19 protein-coding genes and 1 pseudogene are annotated in these 24,956 nt (G+C 51.5%); 7 read left to right on the top strand and 13 right to left on the bottom strand.

Features of this window, described 5'->3' with window-relative positions; genetic code table 11:
* Window positions 1-4: 4 nt before the first annotated feature.
* Window positions 5-2,038 (bottom strand): FAD-dependent oxidoreductase, encoded by a 2,034-nt coding sequence (locus ACO08I_RS03635; protein WP_421948518.1) that lies wholly within the window; start codon window positions 2,036-2,038, stop codon window positions 5-7.
* Window positions 2,039-2,150: 112 nt separating this feature from the next.
* Between ACO08I_RS03635 and ACO08I_RS03630 the strand changes: the two genes are divergently transcribed.
* The 5 genes and pseudogenes from ACO08I_RS03630 to ACO08I_RS03610 all read left to right on the top strand — a co-directional run.
* Window positions 2,151-3,176 carry a Gfo/Idh/MocA family protein gene (locus tag ACO08I_RS03630; protein WP_421948517.1) on the top strand — a complete coding sequence of 342 codons (1,026 nt, stop codon included), beginning with the start codon at window positions 2,151-2,153 and terminating at the stop codon, window positions 3,174-3,176.
* 93 nt (window positions 3,177-3,269) lie between these two features.
* The gene (locus ACO08I_RS03625; protein WP_282777884.1) at window positions 3,270-3,506 is read left to right on the top strand and encodes a hypothetical protein; all 237 of its coding nucleotides are present in this window, start codon (window positions 3,270-3,272) and stop codon (window positions 3,504-3,506) included.
* A gap of 207 nt (window positions 3,507-3,713) precedes the next feature.
* Entirely contained in the window at window positions 3,714-4,661 is a 948-nt protein-coding gene (locus ACO08I_RS03620; RefSeq protein ID WP_421948516.1) for an IS701 family transposase, read from the top strand.
* Window positions 4,658-4,837 (top strand): hypothetical protein, encoded by a 180-nt coding sequence (locus ACO08I_RS03615; protein WP_421948515.1) that lies wholly within the window; start codon window positions 4,658-4,660, stop codon window positions 4,835-4,837. Before ACO08I_RS03620 ends, ACO08I_RS03615 begins: the two co-directional genes overlap by 4 nt.
* Before the next feature lie 138 nt (window positions 4,838-4,975).
* Window positions 4,976-5,254 (top strand): annotated as a pseudogene (locus tag ACO08I_RS03610) (type II toxin-antitoxin system VapC family toxin); the annotation flags it as partial.
* Between the two features lie 65 nt (window positions 5,255-5,319).
* Here ACO08I_RS03610 and ACO08I_RS03605 read toward each other — a convergent pair.
* The 12 genes from ACO08I_RS03605 to ACO08I_RS03550 form a co-directional block, all read right to left on the bottom strand.
* Window positions 5,320-7,164, bottom strand: a complete 1,845-nt coding sequence (locus tag ACO08I_RS03605; RefSeq protein WP_421948514.1) for a hypothetical protein — start codon at window positions 7,162-7,164, stop codon at window positions 5,320-5,322.
* Window positions 7,161-8,804 (bottom strand): arylsulfatase, encoded by a 1,644-nt coding sequence (locus ACO08I_RS03600; protein WP_421948513.1) that lies wholly within the window; start codon window positions 8,802-8,804, stop codon window positions 7,161-7,163. Before ACO08I_RS03600 ends, ACO08I_RS03605 begins: the two co-directional genes overlap by 4 nt.
* Before the next feature lie 18 nt (window positions 8,805-8,822).
* Window positions 8,823-10,727 (bottom strand): heparinase II/III domain-containing protein, encoded by a 1,905-nt coding sequence (locus tag ACO08I_RS03595; protein ID WP_421948512.1) that lies wholly within the window; start codon window positions 10,725-10,727, stop codon window positions 8,823-8,825.
* Window positions 10,728-10,911: 184 nt separating this feature from the next.
* Window positions 10,912-12,021: a hypothetical protein gene (locus ACO08I_RS03590; protein ID WP_421948511.1), complete on the bottom strand. Its 1,110-nt coding sequence runs from the start codon at window positions 12,019-12,021 to the stop codon at window positions 10,912-10,914.
* Window positions 12,022-12,128: 107 nt separating this feature from the next.
* On the bottom strand, window positions 12,129-13,673 hold the full coding sequence (locus ACO08I_RS03585) for a glycoside hydrolase family 28 protein (RefSeq protein ID WP_421948510.1): 1,545 nt from the start codon (window positions 13,671-13,673) through the stop codon (window positions 12,129-12,131).
* Window positions 13,674-13,766: 93 nt separating this feature from the next.
* Window positions 13,767-14,279, bottom strand: a complete 513-nt coding sequence (locus ACO08I_RS03580) for a GNAT family N-acetyltransferase (protein ID WP_282784523.1) — start codon at window positions 14,277-14,279, stop codon at window positions 13,767-13,769.
* A gap of 188 nt (window positions 14,280-14,467) precedes the next feature.
* On the bottom strand, window positions 14,468-16,069 hold the full coding sequence (locus ACO08I_RS03575; RefSeq protein WP_421948509.1) for a sulfatase: 1,602 nt from the start codon (window positions 16,067-16,069) through the stop codon (window positions 14,468-14,470).
* An 86-nt stretch (window positions 16,070-16,155) separates the two neighbouring features.
* Window positions 16,156-16,602, bottom strand: a complete 447-nt coding sequence (locus tag ACO08I_RS03570) for a glycoside hydrolase family 88 protein (RefSeq protein WP_421948508.1) — start codon at window positions 16,600-16,602, stop codon at window positions 16,156-16,158.
* Window positions 16,603-16,641: 39 nt separating this feature from the next.
* On the bottom strand, window positions 16,642-19,077 hold the full coding sequence (locus ACO08I_RS03565) for a hypothetical protein (RefSeq protein ID WP_421948507.1): 2,436 nt from the start codon (window positions 19,075-19,077) through the stop codon (window positions 16,642-16,644).
* 136 nt (window positions 19,078-19,213) lie between these two features.
* Window positions 19,214-19,690, bottom strand: coding sequence for a DUF6786 family protein (locus ACO08I_RS03560; RefSeq protein WP_421948506.1), 477 nt, complete (start codon window positions 19,688-19,690; stop codon window positions 19,214-19,216).
* Between the two features lie 4 nt (window positions 19,691-19,694).
* Window positions 19,695-22,328 carry a GH116 family glycosyl-hydrolase gene (locus tag ACO08I_RS03555; protein ID WP_421948505.1) on the bottom strand — a complete coding sequence of 878 codons (2,634 nt, stop codon included), beginning with the start codon at window positions 22,326-22,328 and terminating at the stop codon, window positions 19,695-19,697.
* 128 nt (window positions 22,329-22,456) lie between these two features.
* Window positions 22,457-23,566: a glycoside hydrolase family protein gene (locus tag ACO08I_RS03550; RefSeq protein ID WP_421948504.1), complete on the bottom strand. Its 1,110-nt coding sequence runs from the start codon at window positions 23,564-23,566 to the stop codon at window positions 22,457-22,459.
* 227 nt (window positions 23,567-23,793) lie between these two features.
* On the opposite strand from ACO08I_RS03550, the gene ACO08I_RS03545 reads away from it, so the two are divergent.
* Complete coding sequence (locus ACO08I_RS03545) at window positions 23,794-24,291, top strand: nuclear transport factor 2 family protein (protein ID WP_282775417.1); 498 nt, start codon at window positions 23,794-23,796, stop codon at window positions 24,289-24,291.
* A 78-nt stretch (window positions 24,292-24,369) separates the two neighbouring features.
* Window positions 24,370-24,948 (top strand): YdeI/OmpD-associated family protein, encoded by a 579-nt coding sequence (locus ACO08I_RS03540; protein ID WP_421948503.1) that lies wholly within the window; start codon window positions 24,370-24,372, stop codon window positions 24,946-24,948.
* Window positions 24,949-24,956: the final 8 nt, after the last annotated feature.

Genomic DNA, 24,956 nt, shown 5'->3' with positions numbered 1-24,956 from the left:
GTTTTTAGTTTGTGGGCACCAGTAGGAGGGCATCAGCGGCAACGGGCCCGTTAGCGGTACCGGCATTTAGCGTAAGCTGGCATTGCCCGCCCTGCTCAAAGCTGTAGCTGCCTAAATCGACCCAGTCCCTTTCGTGTACCTGAAGATCAATCGTTTTTTGAGTTTGACTCTCCTGATGAGTGATGGTGACGGGCAGCGTGGTTGCCCATTCGGCTTCCATGCCACGTGGCCGGCTGGGAACATAGAGATACAATTGGTATTTCCCGGGCCTTTCCACAGGGGTCTGAAAGGAGAATTGAGATGCCTCACTCTCTTTCGGGTCCGTCATGGCGTAGTTCGTTTTGTATTGTCCCATCCACCGGCTTGTGTCCTGCCAGGTGCCTACTGCTTCCACCTGACCGGCATCAGTATTGTCCACCAGGATGTCCGGGCGGGTGCCGTTGAGCAAGGGATCGGTATTCATGAGGTCCACGATCTTTTGATGGTCGACTTCCTGCACGGTTTTTTGCCCTTCAATCGCGAGTTGGGCAGCAATAGCCGTGACCTGCCCCATCACCATGAAAACCGGTTCCATCCGGATAGAGCCATAGGCGATGTGGGAAGCAGACAGGGCAACCGGAACCAGCAGGTTGGTACATTCAGAGGCTTTCGGAGTCAGTGCGGAATAGCCGATGGGGAAGGGCGGAAAACCACCGACTTCCACATTGCCTTCATTCTTGACCATCGCCTTGCCATCTTTGTGGATGACTACGCGATCACAATTGTGGGAGTCCATGGTGTAGGCGGCCAGCCCGATAGGATCCTGAACGACTTCATCCCCCAGGCAGTGGTGTTCAGTCATAACTGTTTCTCCAATCATACGTCGCGCTTCACGCACGTACATCTGATGGGGGAAATTTCCGTTATCGGTAAACTCATCCTTGGCCCAGCCCCAGGTATTCAGGTCGTCCTGTACGCGTTTGGGTACACGTGGGTCAGTTGCTAAAAAGTAGCACAGGCCTTTGATGTAGTCCTCGTGGTCTTGCCGGATGGCTTCGCGCTCTTCGTAGGAGGCTTCGGGGTAGTCCCAGTTGGCACCGATATGGTCTGTGGAGAAAGCCCCCCGGTTATTGATGTCGGTTTTGTGGTTGGGCATACGGTTGATGATGAAATAGGTGCCGGCGTCATGCCGCTTTTTCCCTTTAGCTTCTCTCGATTCCAAAAGGCGAAGCAGCAGTGCGTATTTTTCCGGATTGTATCCTTCCGGTCGGGTCTCGGAAAAGGGCACCTGATTGTCGGGATCGTCCGACCAGCAGAGGCGGAAGTTATACGCCTGTACTTTTTTATCGCCGGTGCCATCGGGAGACAGGGGCTCGTCATTAATGCCCCAAAGCAACCCGCTTGTGGAGTCTCCGGCAACAACATATGGATCAATGCCATCCTCGAACTGATGGTATTTACGGAGTTGAACGCCATTCAGGGTCTCGTTGTAGGTGCTGTTGGCTTCTCTGCCAATCGTGTAGGAAACGCCCGCGGCTGCCAGTAGGTCACCCTCATAGGTGCAGTCAATGAACATCCTGGCGGAAACCTGCTTGCTTGCGCCACCGGCTGTCAGATCCTCCACGGTGATTCGTTGGATATTTGTCCCTTCTTTTTCAGCAGATTGCAGGCGGTGCTGCCGCCATACGTCCACTTCCACCTCAGCGATATATTCTTCAAAGGTTTTTTCAGCCAGAGAAGGCTCAAAGGTCCAGGCTTCAAAGATGCCGTAGTGGTCGCCCAGACGGCGGTAAAAATCACGGCTTAGGCCGGTGACGGCATGTTTGTTGCCAATATCTGTGGAGCCCAGACCGGAGGACGAGAGGCCTCCCAAATGAGTGCCGGGCTCAATGAGCAGGGTTTTGAGCCCGAGTTTGCCGGCAGCATGAGCGGCAATCACCCCGGCAGAAGTACCGCCGTAAATGCAGACGTCATATTCCGGAGATTCAGCGGTAGGCTCATTGCTACAGCCAAAGAGCAGCAGGCCCATAATTGGAAGGAGAAGAAGGAGTCGGTTCATCGCAATGGTTTTTTCTACTATCAAGTGGGTTGCCTGCGGGGCTTGTAACCTGAATAGCTGTAATTTACGGTTACCCTTTTGAGTTAGCATTAACCTGTAAAAAACAAGATCTATGTATAAAATAGGTATCGTTGGTGCCGGTGCAGTCGCCGACCTGCATGCACAAGCCATTGCCTCCCTGCCCAATGCACAACTAACGGGCTGCTGCGACGGAGGCTCCGGACGTGCTAAAGCGTTAGCAGATCAATATGGGGCTGTTGCCTTTGCCAATTACCAGGCACTGATCGAATCGCCGGAAGTTGATGTGGTGCTCATTGCCACCCCCAGCGGGCTTCACCTGCAACCAGCTATTTTGGCGGCAGAGGAGGGCAAGCCGGTTCTCTGTGAGAAGCCACTCGAAATCACCACCAACCGGATTGATGAGATGATTGCGGCTCATGATAGGGCGGGCACTGTCCTGGGCTGCATCTTCAATTACCGTTATGATGCAGTGGTTGGGCATATCCGGCAGGCTTTATCACAGCAACGCCTGGGTAAAGTTACCTACGCGGCCGTCCGGGTGCCCTGGTGGCGCGATGAGGCTTACTATGCCGGTTCCTGGAAGGGCACGCAGGCCCTCGATGGTGGTGGCGCGTTGATGAATCAGTCCATCCACATGGTAGACCTGCTGCAGCATTTGATGGGCCCGGTGCAGTCCTTGTTCGCCTACACCGATACGCTCGCGCACGACATTGAGGTGGAAGATACGGCCGTAGTGGCCCTGCGCTTCGCTAATGGCGCATTGGGGCAAATTTACGGCAGTACCGCTGCCTACCCCGGGCAGCCCCGCCAACTAGACCTGATGGGGACTAAGGGTACCATTCAACAGGTGGAAGACAGCTTATCAGTCTGGGCTTTCGCCGAACCTTTACCGGAGGATGAAGCTATCCGCTCCAATTTTGGTCAGGCCGGCACAAGTGGGGCTTCCAACCCGATGGCCATCCAATACGCGAATCATGCCCGCTGCATCGCTGAGTTTTTGACGGCGCTGGAAACAGGAACACCTTTTTCGGTTGATGGAAGGGAAGCCCGGAAGTCTGTGGAAATTTTGGAAGCGGTTTATCAGTCTCAGGAGGAAGGGCGGTCGATCCATTTATAAAGCTATAAGACGATATCAGATCTATGATTTGAAGAAGAACTTGAAATGCGCTAACTTGGTTTAAGATATTGGCAACGATCAAAAAAATTGAGAATGGTAGCTGATGAAAAAATAAGAAAAGAAATTAAGGATAGGGTAGAAAGAATGTCTTCGGATAAGCTTAATAACCTGCTTGAATATATAAAAGCATTGGAATTGCCAGGAAAAGAAACAGATACTAGGGTTCTCAAATATTTTGGTGTTTGGAGCGATATAGATGAAGACCTGTTTGAAGAGTTCACAGAACGTCTTCCAGAAAAGAGATTGCAGGAATCAAAAGGGAATCTTTGAGAATGGAAGAATCAATACTAGATACAGATACGCTATCCTATTTTTTGAAGGGGGACGAAACTGTTGCAAAAAAGGTAATCCAGTATTTAGAGGAATATGAAAAACTGTTGATTTCAATAATTACATACTGACCTTTCGCACGCGAAAGATTTGGAAAATTGATTAATAATGTTAGGGCAGTTATCTTGCAGCTCAAAGGAGCGCAAGATGAAAGACCCAAAGTTACTTGACTTGTATTCGGACTACCTGCTGGCATCGTTTCGCATGGCGACAGCCACCGGCTTGTCCGAGCTGACCGATCAGGCACTGAGCCATGACAAGATCAGCCGTTTTTTAGGGCAGGAAGCCTTCACGGCAAAGGACTATTGGCGTTGCATAAAGCCTTTGGTACGTAAAGTGGAGCACCCGGACGCGGTCATCAAGATAGATGACACGATCGAGGAGAAGCCGCACTCTACGGAGAATGAAGTGGTCACTTGGCACTGGGACCACTCCAAGAAGCCGAAAGCGGGGCACACCAAAGGGATCAACATCCTGAATTTCCTTTACCAGAGCCCACAGGGCATAGAGCTGCCTGTTGCTTTTGAGATCGTGCGCAAGTCGCAAGAATACGTGGATGCCAAAAGCGGGCAGGTAAAGAAGCGCAGCCCCCGCAGCAAGAACGAGATGCTGCGCGACCAGCTTTTTGCACTTGTCAAATACAACCGCGTGCCCTTCCGCTATGTGGTATGGGACACTTGGTTTGCTGCCAAGGAGAACTTCGAGTTCGTGCATTATGAGCTGGGCAAGCATTTCATCAGTGCCTTGAAGAGCAACCGCAAGGTCGCCCTTAGCATGGAAGACAAGCTGGAAGGCAAGTTCCACCGAGTCGACGGGCTAGAACTGCAAGCAGGCCAGGCCATTACTGTTTACCTCAAAGGGCTGGATTTCCAAGTCCAGTTGGTCAAGCAGGTCTTTATAAACCAAGACGGCTCAACTGGAGACTTGTACCTGGTCACCAACGATCTGGTGCTAAGCGGCCCAGCTATCTGCACAACCTACGGGACACGCTGGGGAGTGGAGGTATTCCACAAATCGCTCAAACAAAACGTGGGGCTGGAAAAGTCCCCCACAAGCACGAGACATCCCAGTGCAACCATGTTTTTGCTGCCATGATTGCCTGGACTAAACTCGAACTGCTGGCTGCAAAAGAGCAGACCAACCACTTTGCCCTAAAAACCAAAATTTATGTCAATGCCCTCAGGGCGGCTTTTCAAGAGGTGCAAAGGCTCAAAGCCTATGTCCCTAAAATTGGACCGCCGGATGGGCTAGCCACCCCTCTTTTGGGGTAAGGCCTTGATTAACTTGTTCATGCGAGTGCTTTTTCAGTGCCATGCACTGAGTGGGCTTGCTGTGCCAAGCACCCTGAGTACTGCTAATTTTTTCAATTATCATAACCTTTCGCGTGCGAAAGGTCAGTTACATACTATGAAATCAGAAGTGGACTGGAATATAAGGAGGCTAATAAGCAGCTTTTGAAGTTCAAAGCATTTGTAGACGAGAACTGTGAAGTCATAAACTTAACTGAAAAATCGGTTGAAATATCGTCCTTCGAGTATGGTGAACTTAGGAGAAACGGTGAAACAATAGGTACCTCTGATTTACTGATAGCCGGGATAGCGATCGAAAAAGGATTGACTCTGATTACCAATAATATGAAGCACTACATACCGATAAATAAGCTTAAAGTATCAAACTGGAAAGGTTAGGGGGTGTAAATCATTAGTGTCAAAAGAAGCCTAATAAGGATAGAAGATTAACGCCTTTACAGATTTCATTCCGGTCGCGGCACCACTTCATACAGCCCCACCTCCGGCCAACCTGCTTCCGTAATCGCCTTATAGTAGATGTCAAATGACTCCCGGTCGCGCTGCCAGCGCCACTGTCCGAGGGGCGTGTGGACGGGGTAATTGTCAATCTCTTCCAGCATGGAAGCAGTCTCCTCAAGACCGTCGTAAATCTGCCGCTGCAATTCCAGGGTACGGTATTTCGGTCCTTTGCACCAGAGCCGGTAACCGAAGACGGCCTGCGCTGCGCCCCTCCTTTCTTTGGCAACAATCAGGGTACGGTTGAAGGTGTGATAGAGCCGTTGTGCGGCGGTCGTATCGGGAATGAGCGGCAGCGCTTTTTCCACCCTTTTCAGGGCCTCTTCAGCCAGCCGAATGCTGTACGCTTTTTCCGTAAGGATATCCTGATAGTATTCGTGAGTGAGCGCTTCATTTGGCGAAAGCCATGCGCTGTCTACTACCCAGGAGAGGTCTTTCCGCATGCCGGCGGTATCGGTTTTGTAGGCGGGGAAGGACAGGGCGTTAAGGATGTCTTTGTAATGGTGCAATCGTTTGTTGACGTCATGCCCAATCCAGGTATACTGATCATCCGGCGCAAACCATTCTCCGGTGGTGTGGGTCTGATAATGCCCTTTTCGGTGGTAATTGAGGCGGGAGTGGTTGGCGGTGTGGGTGCCCAGGGTGTAAAAGGTGGAGAGGACGATGGACAGGGCGCTGTCAAAGGCGGGCTTAAGCAGTGGGGCTACTTCGGCTCCGTAAGTTTGGGTGATAAATGCGGTGGTCAGACTGTCGGTATCTTTGTTGAGATTTTGTGCCAATTGGGAAAGGACAAACAGATTGAGTTCGCCCGGCGTGCCCACGGCTGCTGTTTCTTCAAAACGGTCGGTACGGGCACAGTAGCCCACTACGTTTTCAAACTGCGCATAGTGCCGGAAAGCATCAGCGAAATAGTGGGAAAAAGTATTGGCAATCAGGTTTTCCCCGGCGTATTCCATACCGCAGTCGTATTCAATGACAACCGGAAAGGGAATATCCGTGACGTAATCCTGGTAAGGATAGGTCAGGAACCAATCATGAGGCGTCATTTTGATCATGACAGTGATGTCGTCGCGCTTGATCTGCTTCAAAGCATTTAGAATGATTTCGCGCTCAAACTGATTGTAAATGAAGGTGCGGATGGTCAGCTTTAGCCCGCGCTGATCGATGAAGTAGCCGCCCAGGGAGTCGACCAGGGCCGCCAGCTTTTCGCTTTTGGTTTTCAGCTTTTCGGAATGCTGGTAGATCACGTAGCTGCCGGTTTCGATGAAGGTCAGTACGATCCCATCCAGATTTGGGGACAGGTCGAGCAGGCTGTCATAATCCTGGTATACCCACTGCCAGAATTTGGGGTCGTCGAGGTTCAGTTGTTGCTGCAGCCCGCCCTCAAATTTGGTAGTGTGATGAGTGAAGTCTTCATTGGCCTGTGCCTCCACCTTGAACCGGTCGGGGTAGTAATCCAGGGGATAAAAAGCGTGGTCCCAAACGTAGACATTTTCAATGCCGCGTTCGTGGGCCGCATCAATGAAAAAGTTGGTGGCTTCCCGGTTTTCCGGCTTGCGAAAGTCCTTCAGGTCATGCACCAACTGGTAGTGGGACAGTTCGATGTGGTTGATGCCATATTCTACGGCTTTGTCCAGGGTCTTCAGCCCGTTCTCCCGGTGAGAAGAAAGGATGTTCCAGCCCCGGTAAGAAAAGCGCTCCCCGGACTGCCCGTTTTCCGGAGCGGGCTGACAGCTTTGGAGCAGAGTTAGAGCCAGTATGATCAAGCTAAAGAACAGGATTCTTGGATTCATTGCTTTTTCTTTTGAGCCATGCGTTGTTTTAGGGTGGCTTTGTCGTAGGCGCCTACACTATCCGCCCAGGTTTGGTACTGCCGGGCCATAGCTTCCACTTTTTCAGGGTGTTCTGTGGCGAGATTATTGATTTCTGTGGGGTCCGACGGGAGGTGGTAGAGTTCCCATTCCCCTTTTGAGTCTTGTCCGGGCAGCCGGCGGGCGGAGACAAGCTTCCAGTCGCCGTCCCGGACTGCCCGGTTGAATTGATGCTCCCAGAACAGGATTCTGCCAGAGTTATCTGGTATGCCTTTGAGTACTTTGGACAGGGAGTGCCCGGCAGTGGGCGTAATGTTGCGCTGACCAATCTGAGTAGGGTAGGGAGCCTCTGCGATATTCGCTAAGGTTGGCAACACATCAATAATATGCCCCACGAAAGTCCGGTCGATTTGACCTGCTTGTATCTGCTCCGGCCAATGCGCAATAAATGGCGTGCGCATTCCACCCTCATGGAGATAAGATTTAAACAAACGAAAAGGGGTATTACTGACATTCGCCCAAGGCAATTCATAGGCTGGGAAGGAAAAGGGGGCACCAGCCTCCCCGTCATTTGGGTAGGTGATCCACGGGCCCAGGGGGTCTTCCTGACAGGCGCCGTTATCGCTGAGGAAAAGAATTAGGGTGTTGTTGAGCTGGACGTTTTCGCGTAATGCCTGCACTACTTTCCCTACGCCGAGGTCGAGCCGGTGCATCACAGCCGCGTAGAGTTCCATTTTGTCTGACCATTCACTTCGGGCGGCTCTGGAAAGGGTATCCCAGTCCGGAACGGTAGAGTAGGGCTCGGTCAGTTCCACATCGGGCTCAATAATCCCTAATTCCTGCATCTTTTTTAGCCGGTTTTCGCGGATCGGCGCCCAGCCATCATCGTAAATTCCATCGTATAAATCCCGGTCTTCCGGACGCACGTGCAGGGGCCAGTGGGGGGCGTTGTAAGCCAGGTACATGAAAAAAGGTTGTGCCCTGTCGTGCCTTTGGATGAAAGCCGCTGCGGTATCTGAAAACGTATCTGTGGCGAAGAAGTCGGGTGAAGTCCGGTACGTGCTGCCGTTGTACCGCATTTCCAGCGTATCCTGATTTTTCGCCCAGGGCCAGTCATTGAAGTAGCTCATCGCGCCCTCAATGAGCGTGAGGTACTGATCGAAGCCCTTATTGCCGGGCCAAAAAGGTTCGGTATTGCCGACGTGCCATTTGCCAACCTGATAGGTGGCGTACCCCCGTTGTTGAAGCACTTCGGCTATAGTCGTGGCATTTTCAGTAATCCGCCCCCGGTAACTGGCCAGCCCTTTATCCTGGTTTTGATGCCCCATGCCCGCCTGATGCGGGTACAATCCGGTAAGGAGGGCAGCACGGGTAGGGCAGCAACGGGCGGCATTGTAAAATTGGGTAAGCCGCAGCCCGTTGTAAGCCAGGCTGTCGATATTTGGGGTGGCGATCTCACTACCGAAGCAACTGAGGTCGGAATACCCCATGTCATCCACCAGGATGAGCAGGATGTTGGGGGGAGAGGTTACCGTTTCTGTTGCCGGTGTGCAGGCATTTAGCAACAGCAAAATACTGCTGAATGCAAAAAGCCGGTTGGATCTTCGAAGTTTTTCATCCATGAATTTTGGTAGTTTTGATCAGGGCAACCCAGTTACTTTGACGGTGATACGACCCTTTTTCTTTTTGAAGGCTTGTGACTGCATGCGGACTTCAATGCGTTTGAGGTTAGGTACGACCTTGTCCAGTTTGGAGGGCGGCGGGTCGAGCGCTACCACCGCCAGTTCAAAATCCGCCGGCGCCGTCACTTCGAGCTGAATCTGTTTTCCATCAATGGTGAGGGTGGCGGTCTGATCGTCCAGTTGCACCTCAGCATCAGTTATCCATTGCCAGGTGAGGGATTGGGTGTTTTCGGAAAGTTCCACTTCATCCTGAATGAGCAGTTCTGAGTCACTTATCTTTTTGAAAGTCCGGATTGCACGCTTAAGTTGGTTGCCGTACAAGGGGGACAGGTCAAAGGCTACCTCAGGACTTTCGGGATTAAGGTCAGAATCGTGGATGAGGGCACGTCCGGTAGCCTGGTGCTTAGCCTCATTGATGGTTAGGGTGCTGTGACCGAAATTATTCTTGGTCAGGAGGTCCCAGCGGGGAGAATCCTGTGCCCGGTTCCAGAGTGCGCCCACCCCAATGGTACGCTCCAACTCGTAGTAGTCCTGATTGCCCAGGTCAATGGCAAAGCGGGTTCGTTTCCACTCCAGAATAAAGGAGCCGGCGTCCATATTGGCATGGTTGTCGTTGGCACTGCCGCCTTTGGCAGCCAGGTAGAGCCCATCGGGTTGCTTTGGGGCAAAAACGACCAGAGGGGCATCGCCCTGAGCCAGCCACACGGGCTCCCGCTTGATTTCGGGCGCATCTTCGGACAGGCGCAACAGATTGAGCAGGTAGAGGGTGGAAAACCGACCCTTTGATTGCTGCTCAGGTGGCGGGATGTCCGCTATCGCCTGGTCAAGGGCTTCTTCCGGAGGGCGGAAGCCTTTGCGTTGCCCAAACCAACTTAGCAGCCCGATATGCTGAAAGTTATGGTACCCTTTTGTACTGGCATCAAAGTAGTTGTAGTAATCACCAGAGGGCCCGGCGGTCATTTCGCTGAATTCGGCACTGCGGGCGACACCCGGCACTTCCAGAAAGTCGAACCCGGTGCCCACAGCTGATTCAAAAGCGGAAACCGTAAGCGTCAGGTAGTTAGTAGCGTAAAACCAATAACCGGGGCCTTCGTTGTAGGCACCATCGGGCTGATAGGGCAGGAGTCCAAGCGGAAAACGCTCCACGGTCCTGTTCAGGGTATAGGAAGCCAGGTCGGGTTCTTCTTCAAAAACAGCAAGCGCTGCTATAGCCAGTCCACCGTGGCAGACCAGGTTCCAGTTGTGTTCGGAGACCCACCACCAGTTTTCCCAGGTGATGCCTATGCCGGGCTTGATGGCTTTTTCGAGCAGGGTCTTTTTAGAGACCTTCAGAATATCCGGAGCCATATCTTTTCCGCACCAGTCTAGGGCGAGCCCCACGGCCGTGGCCATTTCGGCAGCATCCAGGAAATGGCTGGGGTTCCAGTCAGGGAAGTGGGCCACGGTCAGGAGTTCGGCTTCCAACCGGTGCAGATATTCTGGTTGCTGCTCCATACGGTAGACCATGGCGAGCGCGAGCATGCGCTGAAGTGCTTCCCGGGAGACACTGAGCAGCCTTCTGCCTCGTTTCTGATAAGTCAAAGGCGGCTGCTGAAGACAATAATCTGCATAGGCTTTGATGTGTTGGTAGAGTTGCTGAATGTGGGCATCGGTTGTTAGCTTTTCAGCGAGCAACTGCTGCGTTTCAATATCGAAAATGAGTCTTGGTGTCTGAGGTTGGAGGTGTTCCCGCAGCCACTCTTTGCTAATGGATTCATTGGTGACAACCTGCCCGTGAACGGCTGTCGTGGAAAGACTCAGTATCAGATACAGACCGATACCGAAAAGGTATTGGAAATTAATTCTTACAGCTTTGTGCATCATCTTTGGTAGAACTTCGGTTTACTAGAGTTTATTAACGCAAATTTTGTATGTCTCTGACTGGTCTTTTTCACCAGCCCTGCATCTCGTCCTCACCTTCGTAGCTTAGGCTACGAGGTTCCGGGCGTTCTTTGATCTGGCAAAAAATACTCATCCATACCCTATACAAAACCTACCTTAATAAACTCTACTGAATATTTTGGTTTTTGAACTTCGGGATGTGCTTCCGGATGACGTCCATTTTGTACTCTGGCGCCTCATCGTAGAATCCGTAGTAATAGTAGAGTAGCAGGTCTACGTCCATTTTTAGGATACCGGGCAGTGCCGCGTCCATTTTGTCGACTTCGGCTTTGCTCATGCGCTGATTTTCTACCAGCATCATGGTCTTAAGGTCATTTTCCCGCCCCGCTTTGATGTAGCGCTCTCCGTATTTGGGCAGCACTTTGGTGTCCCGGTTAGTGATGTTTTCGGTCTTGGTGAGGGGGTAGGGTTTGCCATCCGTGCCGAAGTAGTCGAGGTGGCGGATGGTCGCCGAAACGTTGATAACAGTATCGTCCCGGCAGGCCTCATCGAAGTGGACAATGGTGAGGCCGGGTTGCCGGGCTTTTAGTTCAGCATTGATATCAGAAAAGAAGTCCGCGAAGTCTTCCATGTATTTGACGTAGTCTCCTTCCGGATTGTCTTTTAGGGCCAGCTCGGAGTAGTCCTGCCATTCCCACCAAGTGGATTTGGGCTCGTCCCAGATGATGCCATCAAGATCGAACTGCTCCAGCATCTTTGAGGTCGTCTCAATAAAGTAGTTTTTGACCTCCGGGTGGTAAAAGCTGCTGAGGATCCCGTGGGTTTTACGCACAACCGGAGTGCCGTCTTTTCTGAGTACAGCCGTTTCCGGATGATGGTAGCCAAAGAGCGGCGGTTCGATCGGCTGACCGGCGGTGATGCCGGCCATGCGGGAGGGCACGGCAAAAACCTGCATGTCCCGCTGATGCGCTTCTTCAATGATAAAGCGGATATTGCCTTCATTGTACTTGATGTCACTTTCGGTGATGCCAATGCATACGATATCGGTGCCGAGGCCTTTCATTTCATCCAGATCGTGGCGTATATTTTTAGGTACAAGCGTGAAATAGCCTGCGCCGAAGTAGTAGGCGCCCAGAAGCCGGTCACTATCCTTTGAAGGGTTTGCCGGCACTGCGGTTTCCGCCCTGGGCTCAGTTGGGTTGCAGCTTTGTGTGAGCATTCCGGCAAACAGTGCTAAGCACAGCAAAAATGATTGCTTTAAAACGGAGTTGTCCATTCAGAAACGATTTTGTCCTTTACAACAGAAGGTCGTTTCAGTTATGGATTGTCATCAATAGAGATGCTATGTTAGAATCTCTAATCAAACCGGTCATGGTTACTCTATCAATTTGTAGCCTGGTACTGAATAGTAGCATTATTCAGTTCGATTTTTTGCACTGTAGGGGAAGAAGGTGCTGCTTCCGGGATGATCAATCTGCCACCGTTGAGGTTTTCGCCCCAAAAGACGCCAAGCTCGGTCTGTTTCGGTTGCTGATAATCATAGCGAAATTTCCGATTAAAGTCTCCATTAATGATGCGAACAGGTATCTGCCAGCCTTCGGGGACTTGATATTCAGGCCAGGTGATGGTAAGTCCTTCCAGTTGGAAGTTATCGATATTTTTAGCTACGATCGCGGCTTTGGCAGTGAGCACTTCCGGCAAAGTAGTTGGAAATTGGGCGCTTTTTATATCTGAGCCTGCCGCTGTAGGGTCTTCCACAAATGGATAGCGAAGGTGCAGGTTCCGGATGCGGACATCAGAAATGCGGTCCGGTTCAATGGAGGTAAGCAGGATGCGGCCATCGGTTTCGCAGCTCACTTGCTCAATGCTGACGTTACGGATGCGCCCTACCGGAGATTCGGGCGTTCTTTTGGCGATCATCAGCTGAATGGGGCGGTTCAGGACAAGTGGGGCTTTGGTACTCCCCGTGATATTGCTAACCAGCACATCTTCCACCGTGCCACCGTCCCGCACGTAAATAGCAAATAGTCGGGAAGCGGCACGTACAGCGCAGTTGCTAAAGGTGATCCGGCGATAGTCGGCGTAGGATTCGGTGCCAAGCTTCAATGCTGCACAGAGGGTTTCCAAAGTGCAGTTGGTTACGGTCACGTCCTCGCAGGGCTGCCCGTCTTTCCAGGTTTTCAATACAATTGCATCATCGCAGGTGGTAATGTCACAGTTGGTGACCCGTACCCTCTGACTGCCGGTAATGTCGATCCCATCGGCATTAGGGGCAAAGAGGTCATTGATGATCCGTATGCCGTCCACCACCACGTCCTGACTGTGCATAATATGGCAGGTCCAGTTGGGCGAATTGGTCAGGGTAATATCGCGAATGGTAATATTTTCAGAATCAGCAACCTCCAGCAGGGCATTGGGGCGGGGCGTTTTGGCTTTGATCCACTGCGGTGGTGGAGCGGCCGGGGTTTCCCAATAGAACTTCCCCTGTCCGTCGATGGTACCTTTGCCTTCGATGAGGACATTCTTTACCCCGGTTACGGAGACGAGGTAGCGCCTTTGTATGGCCTTCCCATGCTGATCAGTCCCTTCGTGGGTGGCGTAGGCATCGAGTTGGTCGGTACCAAGGAGGGTGGCACCACCCTGGAGTTCGAAGATGATATTGTCGCGCAGTTCTATCCCGCCAGTGAGGTATTTGCCAGGTGGTACGATCACCCTTCCGCCCCCGGCTTCTGCAGCTGCATCAATGGCAGATTGAATAGCCAGAGTGGTCAAAGTTATGCCATCGCCCACTGCGCCGTAATCGGTAATGCGGAAAGCACCATTTTGAGCCCCTGCCTGATTGAAAACCGTTGTAAGCAGCAGGGCAATGAAAAGGAATAAGTGGGATCCGGGGAAAGTATGGGGGCGCTGTCCATTACACGTTGGCATATTGTAAGTTTTTCTAAGGTATAATTCGTTACATCTTTAGTTGACCCGGTGGATAAGGTTTGATGAACACAGTTTACCTCAGAGTGACCTTTTTTAGCCTCCCTTGTAATGCCTGCCATGCCAGGCTGCCCTCTTCAATTCATAAACGAAACAAAGGGAATCCTCAAATTGCCGTTCTTCCAAAAACTCAAACCCAAGCCGCTCGTAGAACCGATGGGCCTGGGTATTCGATTTTAGGGGGTCAATCAGAATAGAAGTCACGTCAGGGTTGGCGAAGCATCGTTCTATAGCTAACTTCATCATGATCGTGCCATAGCCCTTGTTGAGGTTATACGCTTCGCCTATCCAAATATCTATTGCCCTTTTGTTTGGCTCTACCTGTCCCCAGTACTTAGTCTCCTCCTCCGCAGGGTCAATAATCTGAATTATGCCAATGGGCTTTGTATTGAATTCAGCCATCAGTTGTTCTCTCCAGGTAGGGCTCCGTTGTAGCTCCTTTTCCCATTCCCAATCGCTGTCAGGGTCGCAGGCAATGACGTGAGGTTTGGTATCCCAGTATTCAAGTAGGCCCTGGTCTTGTGGGGTGGCTAATCTTAGTGTTATCATGGGTCTCATTTTTCCAATTTACCGGGCTGGTTCCTGGAGCGTTATCTGTCACCAGGGGAGGCTTGGTAGAACCAGCATAGTTGGAAGACTTCGGATAACCGGTCTACCCGGTGAAGCCAGGCATAGTTGTACTTTCTGCTCAACCGGGGGGTACGACTTTGTCTGTACCTCTCAAGAAACGCTATAAACTAGTCCTCTACCACCTGACTTCCCCACCAATTCCCACCGTCAAAATCCGGGGAAAGGATTTGCAGCCGTTCCTCCTCCAAACGGGGCAGGAGCTCGTTTTCGATACTTTGCAGGTAAGCTTGCTCATTTTGGGCATCGTATAGCGGGTCTTTTCTGGGGAACAGTGCGCCTACGCTGTTTAAGTAATCAAACAACTCTTTGTGCAGGCGTTCTGCAATTTCAGGATGCTTCATCACCAGGTTGTGCTGTTCTTCCAAATCCGTCGATAAATTGAATAATTCCTGTTTGTCGCTTTCGTAGTATTGGATCAATTTCCAATCGCCTCTGCGGATGATAGAAGAAGGTTCTCCACCTTGATTCCCGTAGTGCGGATAATGCCAGATCAACGGGCGTTCTGGTAGCTCTTGGCCTTTCAGCGCAGGAACCAGGCTGATCCCATCCTGGTGTTGATGGGGTAGAGCTGAAAGCCCTGCCAGCTCTAGTAAAGTCGGGTAGAAATCAGTGCCGGTGGCAGGGGTGGTGATTTCAGTTGACTCTGCTTTCATCCAGGGAACTTTAATTAGGTAAGGCTCCCGTATGCCCCCTTCGTACTGATAACCTTTGCCGCCACGGAGGGGCAGGTTGGAGGTGGAAAAGGCATCTCCGGCAGCAACACCGCCGTTATCGGAAGTGAAGACTACGATGGTGTTTTCTGCAAGGCCCAGCTCATCCAGTCCTGTTAGCACTTTTCCAACCGCTTCATCCATGGTTTCCACCAGCCCGGCGTAGATGGGATTGTCCTGCACTTGCCGGATGGGCAGGAAGTGGCCCATTTTATAAGCGCTCGGCGCGATGCCCTGCCGTTCAGCTTTTGCGCGGTATTTCGCCCATTTTTCCTCCGTGGTTTGTATGGGGGAGTGGACGGCGTAAAAGGACAGAAAAGCGAAGAAAGGCTTACCAGTAGTATCGGGATGATGGCTGCTCATGAAGGCAACAGTCTCGTCTGCGAGGCGTATGGAGAGATTTTCACCATCCTTTTGGTTGTCAAGGTTAGGATTGGTCCAGGGCGAAAAGTACCCGCCGATGGGCGAGCCTTTTTCCCAGCCGCCTTTGTTGATGTCGAAACCGTGGTCTTCCGGCCAGGACCCCTTGCTGCCCAGGTGCCATTTGCCAGCGAAGAAAGTACGATAGCCTGCCGTTTGCAATACCTCTGCAAGGGTCGTATCTGCCGAATTTAGCGCCTGATCATATTTGGCCGGCAAAAGAGCAGTAAAACGCCCGGCGCCCCTCCATGTCGTATCTGACCACGCTCCTATATAATCAGTAATGCCATGCCGTGCCGGAAACTTCCCCGTCATGATACTGGCCCGGGAAGGGCTGCAGACCTGACAGGTAGCATAGCCATTGGTAAACTTGAACCCTTTCTTCGCAATCCGGTCAATATTTGGCGTGTCATAGTATTCAGAGCCATTGTAACTAGCGTCTTTCCAGCCAAAATCGTCGGCGAGGATGAAAACGATGTTGGGTGGCGTCTCTGATGTGTTGGTAGGGTTTTCCTGATTGCAGGCTACCAGGACGAGCCCTGCAAATACCAGGAGCCATAGGTGAGATCGTTGTTTCATGCCTGAGTAGTTTTGCTATGTTTGGTAAAAGGTACTTAGATTTTCTCAAAACGGCTCTTCAAAAGACGGACAATGAGCCGTTACTCTCAACAGGTGATGGAGTCCCGCCGCTCCCGCTGTACATATTCAAATTCAATGAAGTCTTCGAGGACCACCCGGGTGGGGTTCATGATGCGCCAGGTATTCTCGCCTCTTTCTTCCGGCACCCGGGCCACATCAATGTAAGTTTGACAAATGGCGTGGTCATCTGCGTGGGTGAGGCGTAGCCCCGGGCGCCAGTCGACGCGTTGGCCCATATCCAGCAGCGCCCGGAAAACAGCCTCGTTCCGGGTCGTCTCATAAGCGGCAAATACGCCGGCGTAGAACGCGCCATTGGTCCAGTCGTAATCCTTGTGTTTGGGATGGTCCAATTGCCAGAATGTGGCTTTTTCCATGGTGCGTTTGATGTGCTGCACGTCGAAAGAATTTTGGGCCGGCAGAGGGGGAGAGAAAAGGAGGAAAAAAAGATGGAATAGGTAAGTTTTGTCTTTCATAAGTAATGTTTCATCAAATTGGAAAGTGCTCTTGTGTTTCTATTTATACTCTAAAAATGCTGTGACTGAAGTATTTTGATCCGCCACAAACCGAATCCACCGCGCCTGGAAGTCTGCCGGAAAGGGATGGGTATACGCTTCGCCAGGAGGTACTGTGACCTGCTGATATTCCATCCACGGACCATGGCCAATGGGCTCCACTTCAATGGTAAAGGTAACAGGCTCAGCCGATTGATGCGAAAGCTCAAGGCTGCGGCGGTCGTAAAATCCGATGAGGTAAGGGTCGGAAGGTTCATCGGCCTGAACTGCTGTATTTTTCCAGGGGCCGCCTTGCCCTGTGGGCTTGCCGAGTTTCCAAAGGTCGTCAATGGCGCCCGCCCAAACGGCGGCTTGCTCATCATCCGAAACGATCACATGCTCATTGCCTTTCCCGGCTGCCGGGTCAATTCCTGTCATGACCAGCAATCCACGGTAACTGGCGTAATCATGGATGCGGAAGGGGTGGGAAGCCACTGGCCGTACCTTGGCAAAGCCATCAGCGTTTTCAGCCGGAAGCTCGTAGAAGGTACCGTGCAGGTTGAGCAGGTCACGTTCGGTGGCAACCTCCCGGGCGATCCTTAAGACTCCCGCATTCGTTAATTCGGAAAATTTGGGGTCTCCGAGTGGGAACCGCCATCGCCTTCCGGAATCGTCGACCACCAAAACGGAGCTTTCCTCCACCGTAACGACATTTTGGGGGATGGCAAATTGCCCGGTGATAAAGTCCAGCGTCTTCGGATCTTCTTTAGGTTGCAGCTCCAGCTTTTCGTTGAGCTCGTAGTAGCGGTAATCATCGGGCTGTGTGCCTGAAAAGTTGGTGGCGGCTACGCCCAGGCTCTTGCGGTTGTCGCCCAGCCCGTAGAGCAATCCGCCGAGCACCTTGGATTGGTCAGTGGTGGCCAAACCTTCAAACATGGTGGCTGCCTGTGTGCTGCGCTCTTCTTCATCTGCGTAGTAGAAATGGGCGGTGGCCATAGTTGCCCGATCTGCTTTCACCCGAATCCATTCTCCACTTTGATTCCGATCGAAAGTCACGCGGGTGTTTTCGCCCGGTTTTAGTGTATGAGAGATCAGAGGCTGCCATTGCCCTGTTCCATCGGCATCGGTTTCAAAGGTAAAGGTCGTTGCCTCATTGCCTGCATTGTGCAGCCAGCAGCTGCGCTTCGGCCAACCGGCAAAGAGGAAGGGCTCGGATGTTATGTTGGCGGCTACCGATTCGTCCAGCCATACGGCTCCGGCTGCGGTATTGGGGCCGAGTTGGTCGGGCGTATCAAAATCGGTGAACCAAAGGTTGGAATTGGATTGCCCGGGGCCTTCAATGCCACCCTTTACTTTTCGTTTGTTGAGAAACTCTTTTTTGGCCGAATCATCGCATCCAAAAACCAGTTGGCCTTTCCAGCGGGCAAAGTCGCCGATGACTTTCAGGTAGGCTGAACGCGGGCGTACTCCTGCACTGTTACCAGCCGTGAAGGTCTTCGGAAAGCGCCAGAACATCCCGTGCATAGTCATCAGATAGTCGGGCTGGTCTTTGGTACCCACATCGCGTATCCGGGGCCATTCGGTATTCCAGCCGTGCGCGCCATCGTAACTGTGGCTGGCTTTGGGCAGGCGGTAGAAGCTCCACCCGGTATCTGCATCGCGTGTACCGAGCAGGACAGACTTGTGGTCCCAGCCAGTGGCCCAAATAGGATCGGTCTCAGGGTTTTCATTGCCTTGAATTCCGCCCGGGCCGGTCACTTCCACAAATTGGGCTCTTCTAACGGTTTTCCAGTCTTTGCCATTCCATTCCGCTAGGACGCCTGAAGGGATGTCAAATTGCTTCAGCGCTTCCTCGGAGGGCTCCCCGTTGTTGGAGTAGACCAGGACGCCTTGTCCGGAGTACAGTCCTTTGCCGTGGGCACCGGGCAGTAAAGTGCTGTATTGGTCGCCTTTCAGCCCATTCGCATCTTCGTAGAGTTCTTTCACCTCCAGGGAGTGGACATCGACTTCGTAGAACCCCTCCTCCATAGTACCGTAGTAGATCTTATCTTCCGGTTGCTCCAGGTGACGCGCATTGCCGGTATGCCTTCCCGGCATTTGTGGGTAAGGGATAGTCCTGACCTGCCCTTGCTGGTCAATCGCATAGGGCCCGATGAACAGCTGCTGGCTTTCGGGATGGATCATACGGTTGGCGGGGGTACCGCCGATGCTTTCTTTGCGAACGATCTGCTCCAGGTCGGGCGTAATTTCGTAAAGTTGATCCGATGAGCCATTGGGCAGATGAGGGCCGTAGGTGATGACCCATAGCTGGTCGGCCCATGGGACAACTGCTCCGGTACCGCATTCGCCTTCCTGATTGTAGTAGGCGAGGTGGGGGTAGATGCCGCTGAGTTGAGGCAGTGGCTTGGCTGTTGATGCTTCCTCATTACAAGAACTAAGCAACAACAAAGAAGCCATAAAAAGTAAAATCCTTTGCATCATCATTATTTTGTTATCCGGTCGAAATCTTTTTTCCTGTCCATTGAGGTTGATTTTTGATCATGTCCGTAACGGATCAGTCTGTGCAAATCTGACGCTGCTGATTTGTTAACTGTCAGAAAGGAATTCGGGAAAGATCGACACCCAATACCTTTCTGGCTATCTGATGAATGGCTTTTGGGGCACCCTCGAAATGATAGGTAGCATGGATATGCGTCATAGCTTCCCCCGGCTGAAGGGCCTTCGCGCTGGAGGACGATTCCAACTCAAAAAACGGACCCAGCCAAAACCGATCTTCACCGCCCACCGCATTGATCTTTGGTTGGATTGCTCCGGAGGCAATCAGCTTGTGGTTGATCCAGCCGTAGCTCTTCCCTTTTTCACCCTGAGCAGTGCTTGTCATCACGCGCCCCTGATAGTCGGGTACAATGGCTATCTGAGATTGGCCATCGTTTTCTTTTAGGAGGACTGTTTTCTTATGGGCTTTCAGAAAATGGATATCGTATCCGAACGTACCTTCCCCAGGCTGTTCATCGCAAGCCACGATAGAAAGCAGAGACAGGAGCCAGATTAGGGTTTTTATTTGCTTCATGGATTTATTTTGTATAAAGTTCAAAGGTCAATCTATTGCCCTCACCAACGGTTTGAAGCTCCTTAAAGCGTTTCTTTAACCCTTCTCCTAACTGAAAGGACTTTAAGCTGGCCTCCCCATGCAATACTTTCAGGTCTACCACCCAGTTCCCATTCTCATTTGAAATAAGGCAAGTGCCCCAGGCAGACCCGTTCGACCAAAACCACTTACCGGTCTTGGGATGGAACTGCATAGACTGCTCCACCGCTGAGAACTGAAAACCACTCTGTGCCAAAACACCTGCCCAGGAAGCCATTGCCCGCGCATAATGATGCCCGCATTCTGCTTCATCAAAGGGGTTACGTTTGCTGCCGTCGTAACGGCTTCTGATATTCCGGATCACCTCTAGCCCTTCGGCTTCCATTCCTTCGTAAAGCATGCCAATAGCGGCCGTGTACTCAAAGCCGGTCATCACTTCCGACCAGTAGGGAAAGGGCACCTCAGGACGCCCGCCTTTCGGATAACTCACCATCAATAGGGCTTTTTCATCGCCCATAGCGTGGGACCGCATGTTGTTGAAATGCTCGAACAGGGTTTCCCGTTTGTTGTAGCGGTTGATACTTTGGAGGGTGGTTTTAAGATTTTCGGGCTTGGCCAGATAGCCCAGCCCCACCACATGCGCCATATACTGCCCCACGAGTTGGTCAATCAGACAGCCTTCCTCCAGTTGGTACTTTGGGTGCTCCAGATCTTCACTGCCCATGCCGCCCATCAATCCTTTGGCGATGTCATCGAGTGATTTCGGAACTTGTAGCTGGTGGATATAATATTCTCCGCTAAATAGGTTTTCATCCGTCCATTGGCGGCCGTATTCGAAAAGCGTTTGGCACTTCTTCGCCAGGTCCTTTTCACCTAAATACTTCGCCATCTCCTGCATGGCTTTGAGCGCACCGAGGTACCAGAACTGCATCTGCGGATTGGGGCCGAAGTACTCCACATCCATGGTGTTATGCTGTACCCCTTCCATCACACCGTCCTGATCGCCGTCCCAACCTCCTTTTATCCAGGCGAAGGTAAAGGCAGACTTCACCTGCGGCCAGTGCTTTTTCAGGAAGGCATCATCTCCGGAGAGTTGCCATTCCCGGTAAAACTTCATAATCGCACCCATTTGTCCGTCGGCAGCGGCTTTTCGGTAGAGGTGGGCACTGTCAAGGGGTAAATTCACCCGAAAGCTCATGAAGCCGTCTTCACGCGTGGCATGCCCGAATTCCACTTCCCGCATGCTGCGCGCCAAATCCGCAAAAGTAAAGGCAGTGGACTGTTCGTAATTCCAGACGTGCGTGCACGAACCGAAGCAGGAACCAAAGCGGTCGAACACCCCTTCCCAGCCAAACATCTTGCCGTCTTCCGTGCGGAAAACCGTTTGCGAGCGCAGGGTGCTGAGGTTAAATAGAGCAGCTTCCTTCACCACTTCGCTGTAATCGCTCGCCATCAGCGCCTCCACAAAAGCAAGGGTTTTGTTGGTGAGCTGTGGCAGTCGGGGCAGGGTTTGTTTGATAACGGCCCAGGCGTCCGCGTACTGCGTGGTGTAGTAATTTCCAACCCTGACCACGGGCTGCACCTCGCTCCAGCTGCCCCAGGACTGCCGGTTGGGGAAGTGCCAGGTGAGGTAAAAACGGTAAACTTTGGTTTGCCCGGCTGGCACTACCTGTTTTACGGCTAAGGAAGCCATGGGATCGGGGTCGGCAGATACTGTTTTTTCCGTTAGCATTCCATCAGCACTAAAGTCGTCCCAAAAGTCGAGGATGCCGCGGCTCCAGGCGTTCTTTTCGGAACTGGTCCGATAACTAACCTGATCCATTGGTGCGGATGTAGTCAGGGCTATTGTGCCCCATGCCGGATGGAGGGTGTCTACGTCATTGGAATGCATAAAAATACCTGAAAATCCATCAGCTGTCCGGTAAGTGTTGGCATTACTTTTAGCACCTGTCGGGATATAATCACCTTTCCAATCGGTAATGTACTCCCTTCCGTCTTTGCCGATAAAGTTGCGAATACTTCCTGCAATGGCCACTTCCATATCCTGTCCGGTGGGATTGTGTACTTCCATTTCAAAAACGGCCATTGGGATGCCCGAATCATCGGAATCGCCCGGGATGAAGGGATTGTAGCCCACGATTTTGACCGTGGCAGGAAAAACGCTGTCTTTAAGGTTGACGATGCCGAAGGGGTAGGTGGCTTCAAAGGAGGCTTCGCGGAAACGGGGCAAGCCGTGGTGGTTAACGGGTCGCCCTTCTGCATGTTGGTACTCCGAATCGTAGAGGGGCCCCATTAAGCCTTTGGTTATGGCTTTCCCTCCTTTGGGTTTGGCGTAAATAGCAAAAAAGGGTGCATCATTGCCATCGGTGACGGTGCTGTAGCCTTTCGCAGGTACGTTCATGATTTCCCAGTCGCGCAGTTCCCCGCGTCCGCCCAGGGATACCGTGCCGGTTCCAATACCACCTAGTGGCAGGGCTACCCTAAGCAGGTGGTCGGCATCGTAAGTTTTAAGTATTGGTATACGCTCACTAAGGAGGGTTTTTTGTGCCTGAGTTGGAGGGGGTAGAAGGCAGGCCAAAAAGCAGAGGAAAATCAGAGGGCTTAAGTTGTAATCTTTCATGGTTGAAGCTTATAGTGCCTTTGTGGTAAAGTGGTGCCCCCATTGTGCGGGACATTCCAGAACGGATTGATTGGGAACAGGGGTAAGCTGCTGCTCCTTTTGGTCAACCCGATTGGAGGCGCCAACAGTCAGTATGCCATACCGGGGCGTGTACATTCGGATGATTTCAAAGGTACCACCATATTCCAGGTGTGGTTCGCATTGCGGAATCCGCCCGGCCCATCGGCTGTAGCGGCAAACAGGTGGGTGGGCCTTCCGTTTTGTATGAGGAGCTGAGGGCGCTCGAAGGACCCCTGCACCGTTTGGGTGCCATCGGCCCACTTTACGGTCCGGGGGTAAGCTTTAGGATTTTTACCCAGCGTCCACTGCGTCAGGTCTTTGGCGGTTAGGAAAACGCCCGCGTGCTTCTCTCCGGTGATGGAGCCTTCCATATCCTTCGCCAAAATGTAGTAGGTACTGTCCTGTTTCCAGATGAAGGGATCTTCCACGATAGCAGTGGAAATGGGCGCTTGCAGGACTCTCCGGTAAGGGCCTAAGGGATGGTCTGCCCGGGCATAAGCCAGGCGGTTGCCGGTACCGCGGATATGAGTACGGTAAATGAGGTCAACACTACCGTCCTCGTTGATGTAGGGTGCAGGATTGGTGACGACTACACTGTCAAAACCGGTGGGCTGAGGTGCAAGTATAGGCGTATCTAACCGCTCCCAGGGGCCATCCAAAGAGGTGGATCGTGCGACACCAATGCGAATGTTCTTATAAGCGGGCTTCTTGTAGATTTGCCGGATTCTGCTCAGGGAGTCCCCATCCGGGCTCTCCCCTTCGTAAGTAGAGCCGATGTAAAAGAGATAATAGGTATCCTCCCATTGCTGTATAGTCGGATTGTGGGTCATCTTCCCATCCCAGTATCCGGGGCGGCGGGTCAGCGCCACATCCTTAAAGCGGTAAGGGCCTTCCGGCTTTTCACTCACGGCATGTACCACCTGAGAGTGGTACACATATCCCTGATTGAACGGATATTGTTTGGGCCAGCGGGAAGCAAAAAGATGGTATTGCCCGTCAGGCCCTTTGATGGCGGAAGCGCCCCAGATCCAATAGTTGTCCATGTTGAATCCACCGTCTTTAACCGCCGGCAGCAGCAGGTTGGAAAAATCAGTAATTTTTGGGCTTTGCTTCTCCGGATTACTGCAACTCGCCAATAAGCATATCAAGACCAGATTAAATAGGGGAAATCTACTCATTTTGGGGAATCTGTTAAGAGGACAAATAACAGACCTGTTCCTAAAGTCTGCTTATTAGGTTGAGAATCGTTAGGTTCGGTAACCTTGGCTTTGATATTATTTAGTCGATTATTCGATACATAGTACTGCTATTGTCACGGATCGTGTGATAAGCCCGATGAGAAAGATGAAGTAATTATTTGGCTTTTGATATCTTTAAGCAGTCGAAGACACCAAATTAACAAGCCATGAAGTTAACATTGAATGTGTTATGCTGCCTTCTTCTTTCTGCCCCGGTATATGGTCAGCAGAATGATGGTACGCTGCAGGAATTATTCGCAGAACTAAAGCAGAAAGATAGCCTGGTTTTCAATCTCGGTTTCAACGAATGTGATACGGCCCAGTTAAGGGCATTGATCAGTGATGATTTTGAGTTTTACCATGACCAAAGCGGACTCCTGGATTCAAAGGAAAACTTCATCCGGAACATCCCCAACCTGTGTAATATGAACTACAAGCCCACTCGGGTTTTGGTGGATGGAAGCATGGAGGTTTTTCCATTGTATTCCAAGGGGGAGCTGTACGGTGCCATACAAAAAGGGGTGCATGAGTTCTACGGAGAAGAGCCAGGCAAGCCTAAATATTTGACGAGTACGGCTAAATTTAGCCATGTTTGGATCCTTGAAAAGGACCAGTGGAAGTTGAAACGGGTACTGAGTTACGACCATAAATCCTCTGGGAAGTAAAAACAAGCAGATCATCTTGTAAATCGTAAACTATAACCTTTCCCTTTTATTTCACTTTTCAAATGAACCGTTAACGCTATGATTAAAACAGAGCACTTCGAAAAAGTGGAGGTCAAATCATCGGAGGAACTAAGGCAGTGGCTACTGAAAAACTACCCTCAAAGAGAAAGCGTTTGGCTCGTAACCTACAAAAAATCAGAAGTTGGGAAATACGTTTCCCGGGAAGAAGTGCTGGATGAGCTTTTATGCTTCGGCTGGATTGATGGCATCCGCAGAAAGCTCGATGAAACACGTACCATGCAGCTTATCGCGCCCAGGAAAGCGCAGCATTGGGCAAAAACATATAAAGATCGTGCGCAAAAGTTGATGGATCAAAACCGTATGCACGAGGCGGGGTTGCAGTCCATTCAAACGGGCAAAGAAAGCGGGCTATGGGATTTTATGGACGATGTGGATAATCTGGTTGTCCCGGATGATCTAAACGCAGCACTTCAAAAAATAAAGGGTGCTAAAGACTTTTTTGATCGAATCAATGATTCAAGCAAACGGTTCGTCCTGCGGTGGATCAAACTGGCCAAAACGGAAAAAACAAGGAAAAACAGGATCAACAAAATCGCACATCTATCCTCCATTGGAGAAAAACTGCCTGGGAGTTGATACGAAAC

The sequence above is a fragment of the Phaeodactylibacter xiamenensis genome, from assembly GCF_965229835.1.
GTDB lineage: Bacteria > Bacteroidota > Bacteroidia > Chitinophagales > Saprospiraceae > Phaeodactylibacter > Phaeodactylibacter xiamenensis.
The sequence above is the reverse complement of the archived record's forward strand: the minus strand, read 5'-3'. Positions and strand labels throughout refer to the sequence as shown.

Coding starts and splice junctions, on each gene's coding strand:
- ACO08I_RS03625 (WP_282777884.1), top strand. CDS start 3,270: ATGGTAGCTGATGAAAAAATAAGAAAAGAAATTAAGGATAGGGTAGAA.
- ACO08I_RS03585 (WP_421948510.1), bottom strand. CDS start 13,673: ATGCCAACGTGTAATGGACAGCGCCCCCATACTTTCCCCGGATCCCAC.
- ACO08I_RS03630 (WP_421948517.1), top strand. CDS start 2,151: ATGTATAAAATAGGTATCGTTGGTGCCGGTGCAGTCGCCGACCTGCAT.
- ACO08I_RS03555 (WP_421948505.1), bottom strand. CDS start 22,328: ATGAAAGATTACAACTTAAGCCCTCTGATTTTCCTCTGCTTTTTGGCC.
- ACO08I_RS03600 (WP_421948513.1), bottom strand. CDS start 8,804: ATGGATGAAAAACTTCGAAGATCCAACCGGCTTTTTGCATTCAGCAGT.
- ACO08I_RS03570 (WP_421948508.1), bottom strand. CDS start 16,602: ATGAAAGACAAAACTTACCTATTCCATCTTTTTTTCCTCCTTTTCTCT.
- ACO08I_RS03545 (WP_282775417.1), top strand. CDS start 23,794: ATGAAGTTAACATTGAATGTGTTATGCTGCCTTCTTCTTTCTGCCCCG.
- ACO08I_RS03615 (WP_421948515.1), top strand. CDS start 4,658: ATGATTGCCTGGACTAAACTCGAACTGCTGGCTGCAAAAGAGCAGACC.
- ACO08I_RS03590 (WP_421948511.1), bottom strand. CDS start 12,021: ATGGACAACTCCGTTTTAAAGCAATCATTTTTGCTGTGCTTAGCACTG.
- ACO08I_RS03550 (WP_421948504.1), bottom strand. CDS start 23,566: ATGAGTAGATTTCCCCTATTTAATCTGGTCTTGATATGCTTATTGGCG.
- ACO08I_RS03565 (WP_421948507.1), bottom strand. CDS start 19,077: ATGGCTTCTTTGTTGTTGCTTAGTTCTTGTAATGAGGAAGCATCAACA.
- ACO08I_RS03595 (WP_421948512.1), bottom strand. CDS start 10,727: ATGATGCACAAAGCTGTAAGAATTAATTTCCAATACCTTTTCGGTATC.
- ACO08I_RS03580 (WP_282784523.1), bottom strand. CDS start 14,279: ATGATAACACTAAGATTAGCCACCCCACAAGACCAGGGCCTACTTGAA.
- ACO08I_RS03560 (WP_421948506.1), bottom strand. CDS start 19,690: ATGAAGCAAATAAAAACCCTAATCTGGCTCCTGTCTCTGCTTTCTATC.
- ACO08I_RS03635 (WP_421948518.1), bottom strand. CDS start 2,038: ATGAACCGACTCCTTCTTCTCCTTCCAATTATGGGCCTGCTGCTCTTT.
- ACO08I_RS03620 (WP_421948516.1), top strand. CDS start 3,714: ATGAAAGACCCAAAGTTACTTGACTTGTATTCGGACTACCTGCTGGCA.
- ACO08I_RS03575 (WP_421948509.1), bottom strand. CDS start 16,069: ATGAAACAACGATCTCACCTATGGCTCCTGGTATTTGCAGGGCTCGTC.
- ACO08I_RS03540 (WP_421948503.1), top strand. CDS start 24,370: ATGATTAAAACAGAGCACTTCGAAAAAGTGGAGGTCAAATCATCGGAG.
- ACO08I_RS03605 (WP_421948514.1), bottom strand. CDS start 7,164: ATGAATCCAAGAATCCTGTTCTTTAGCTTGATCATACTGGCTCTAACT.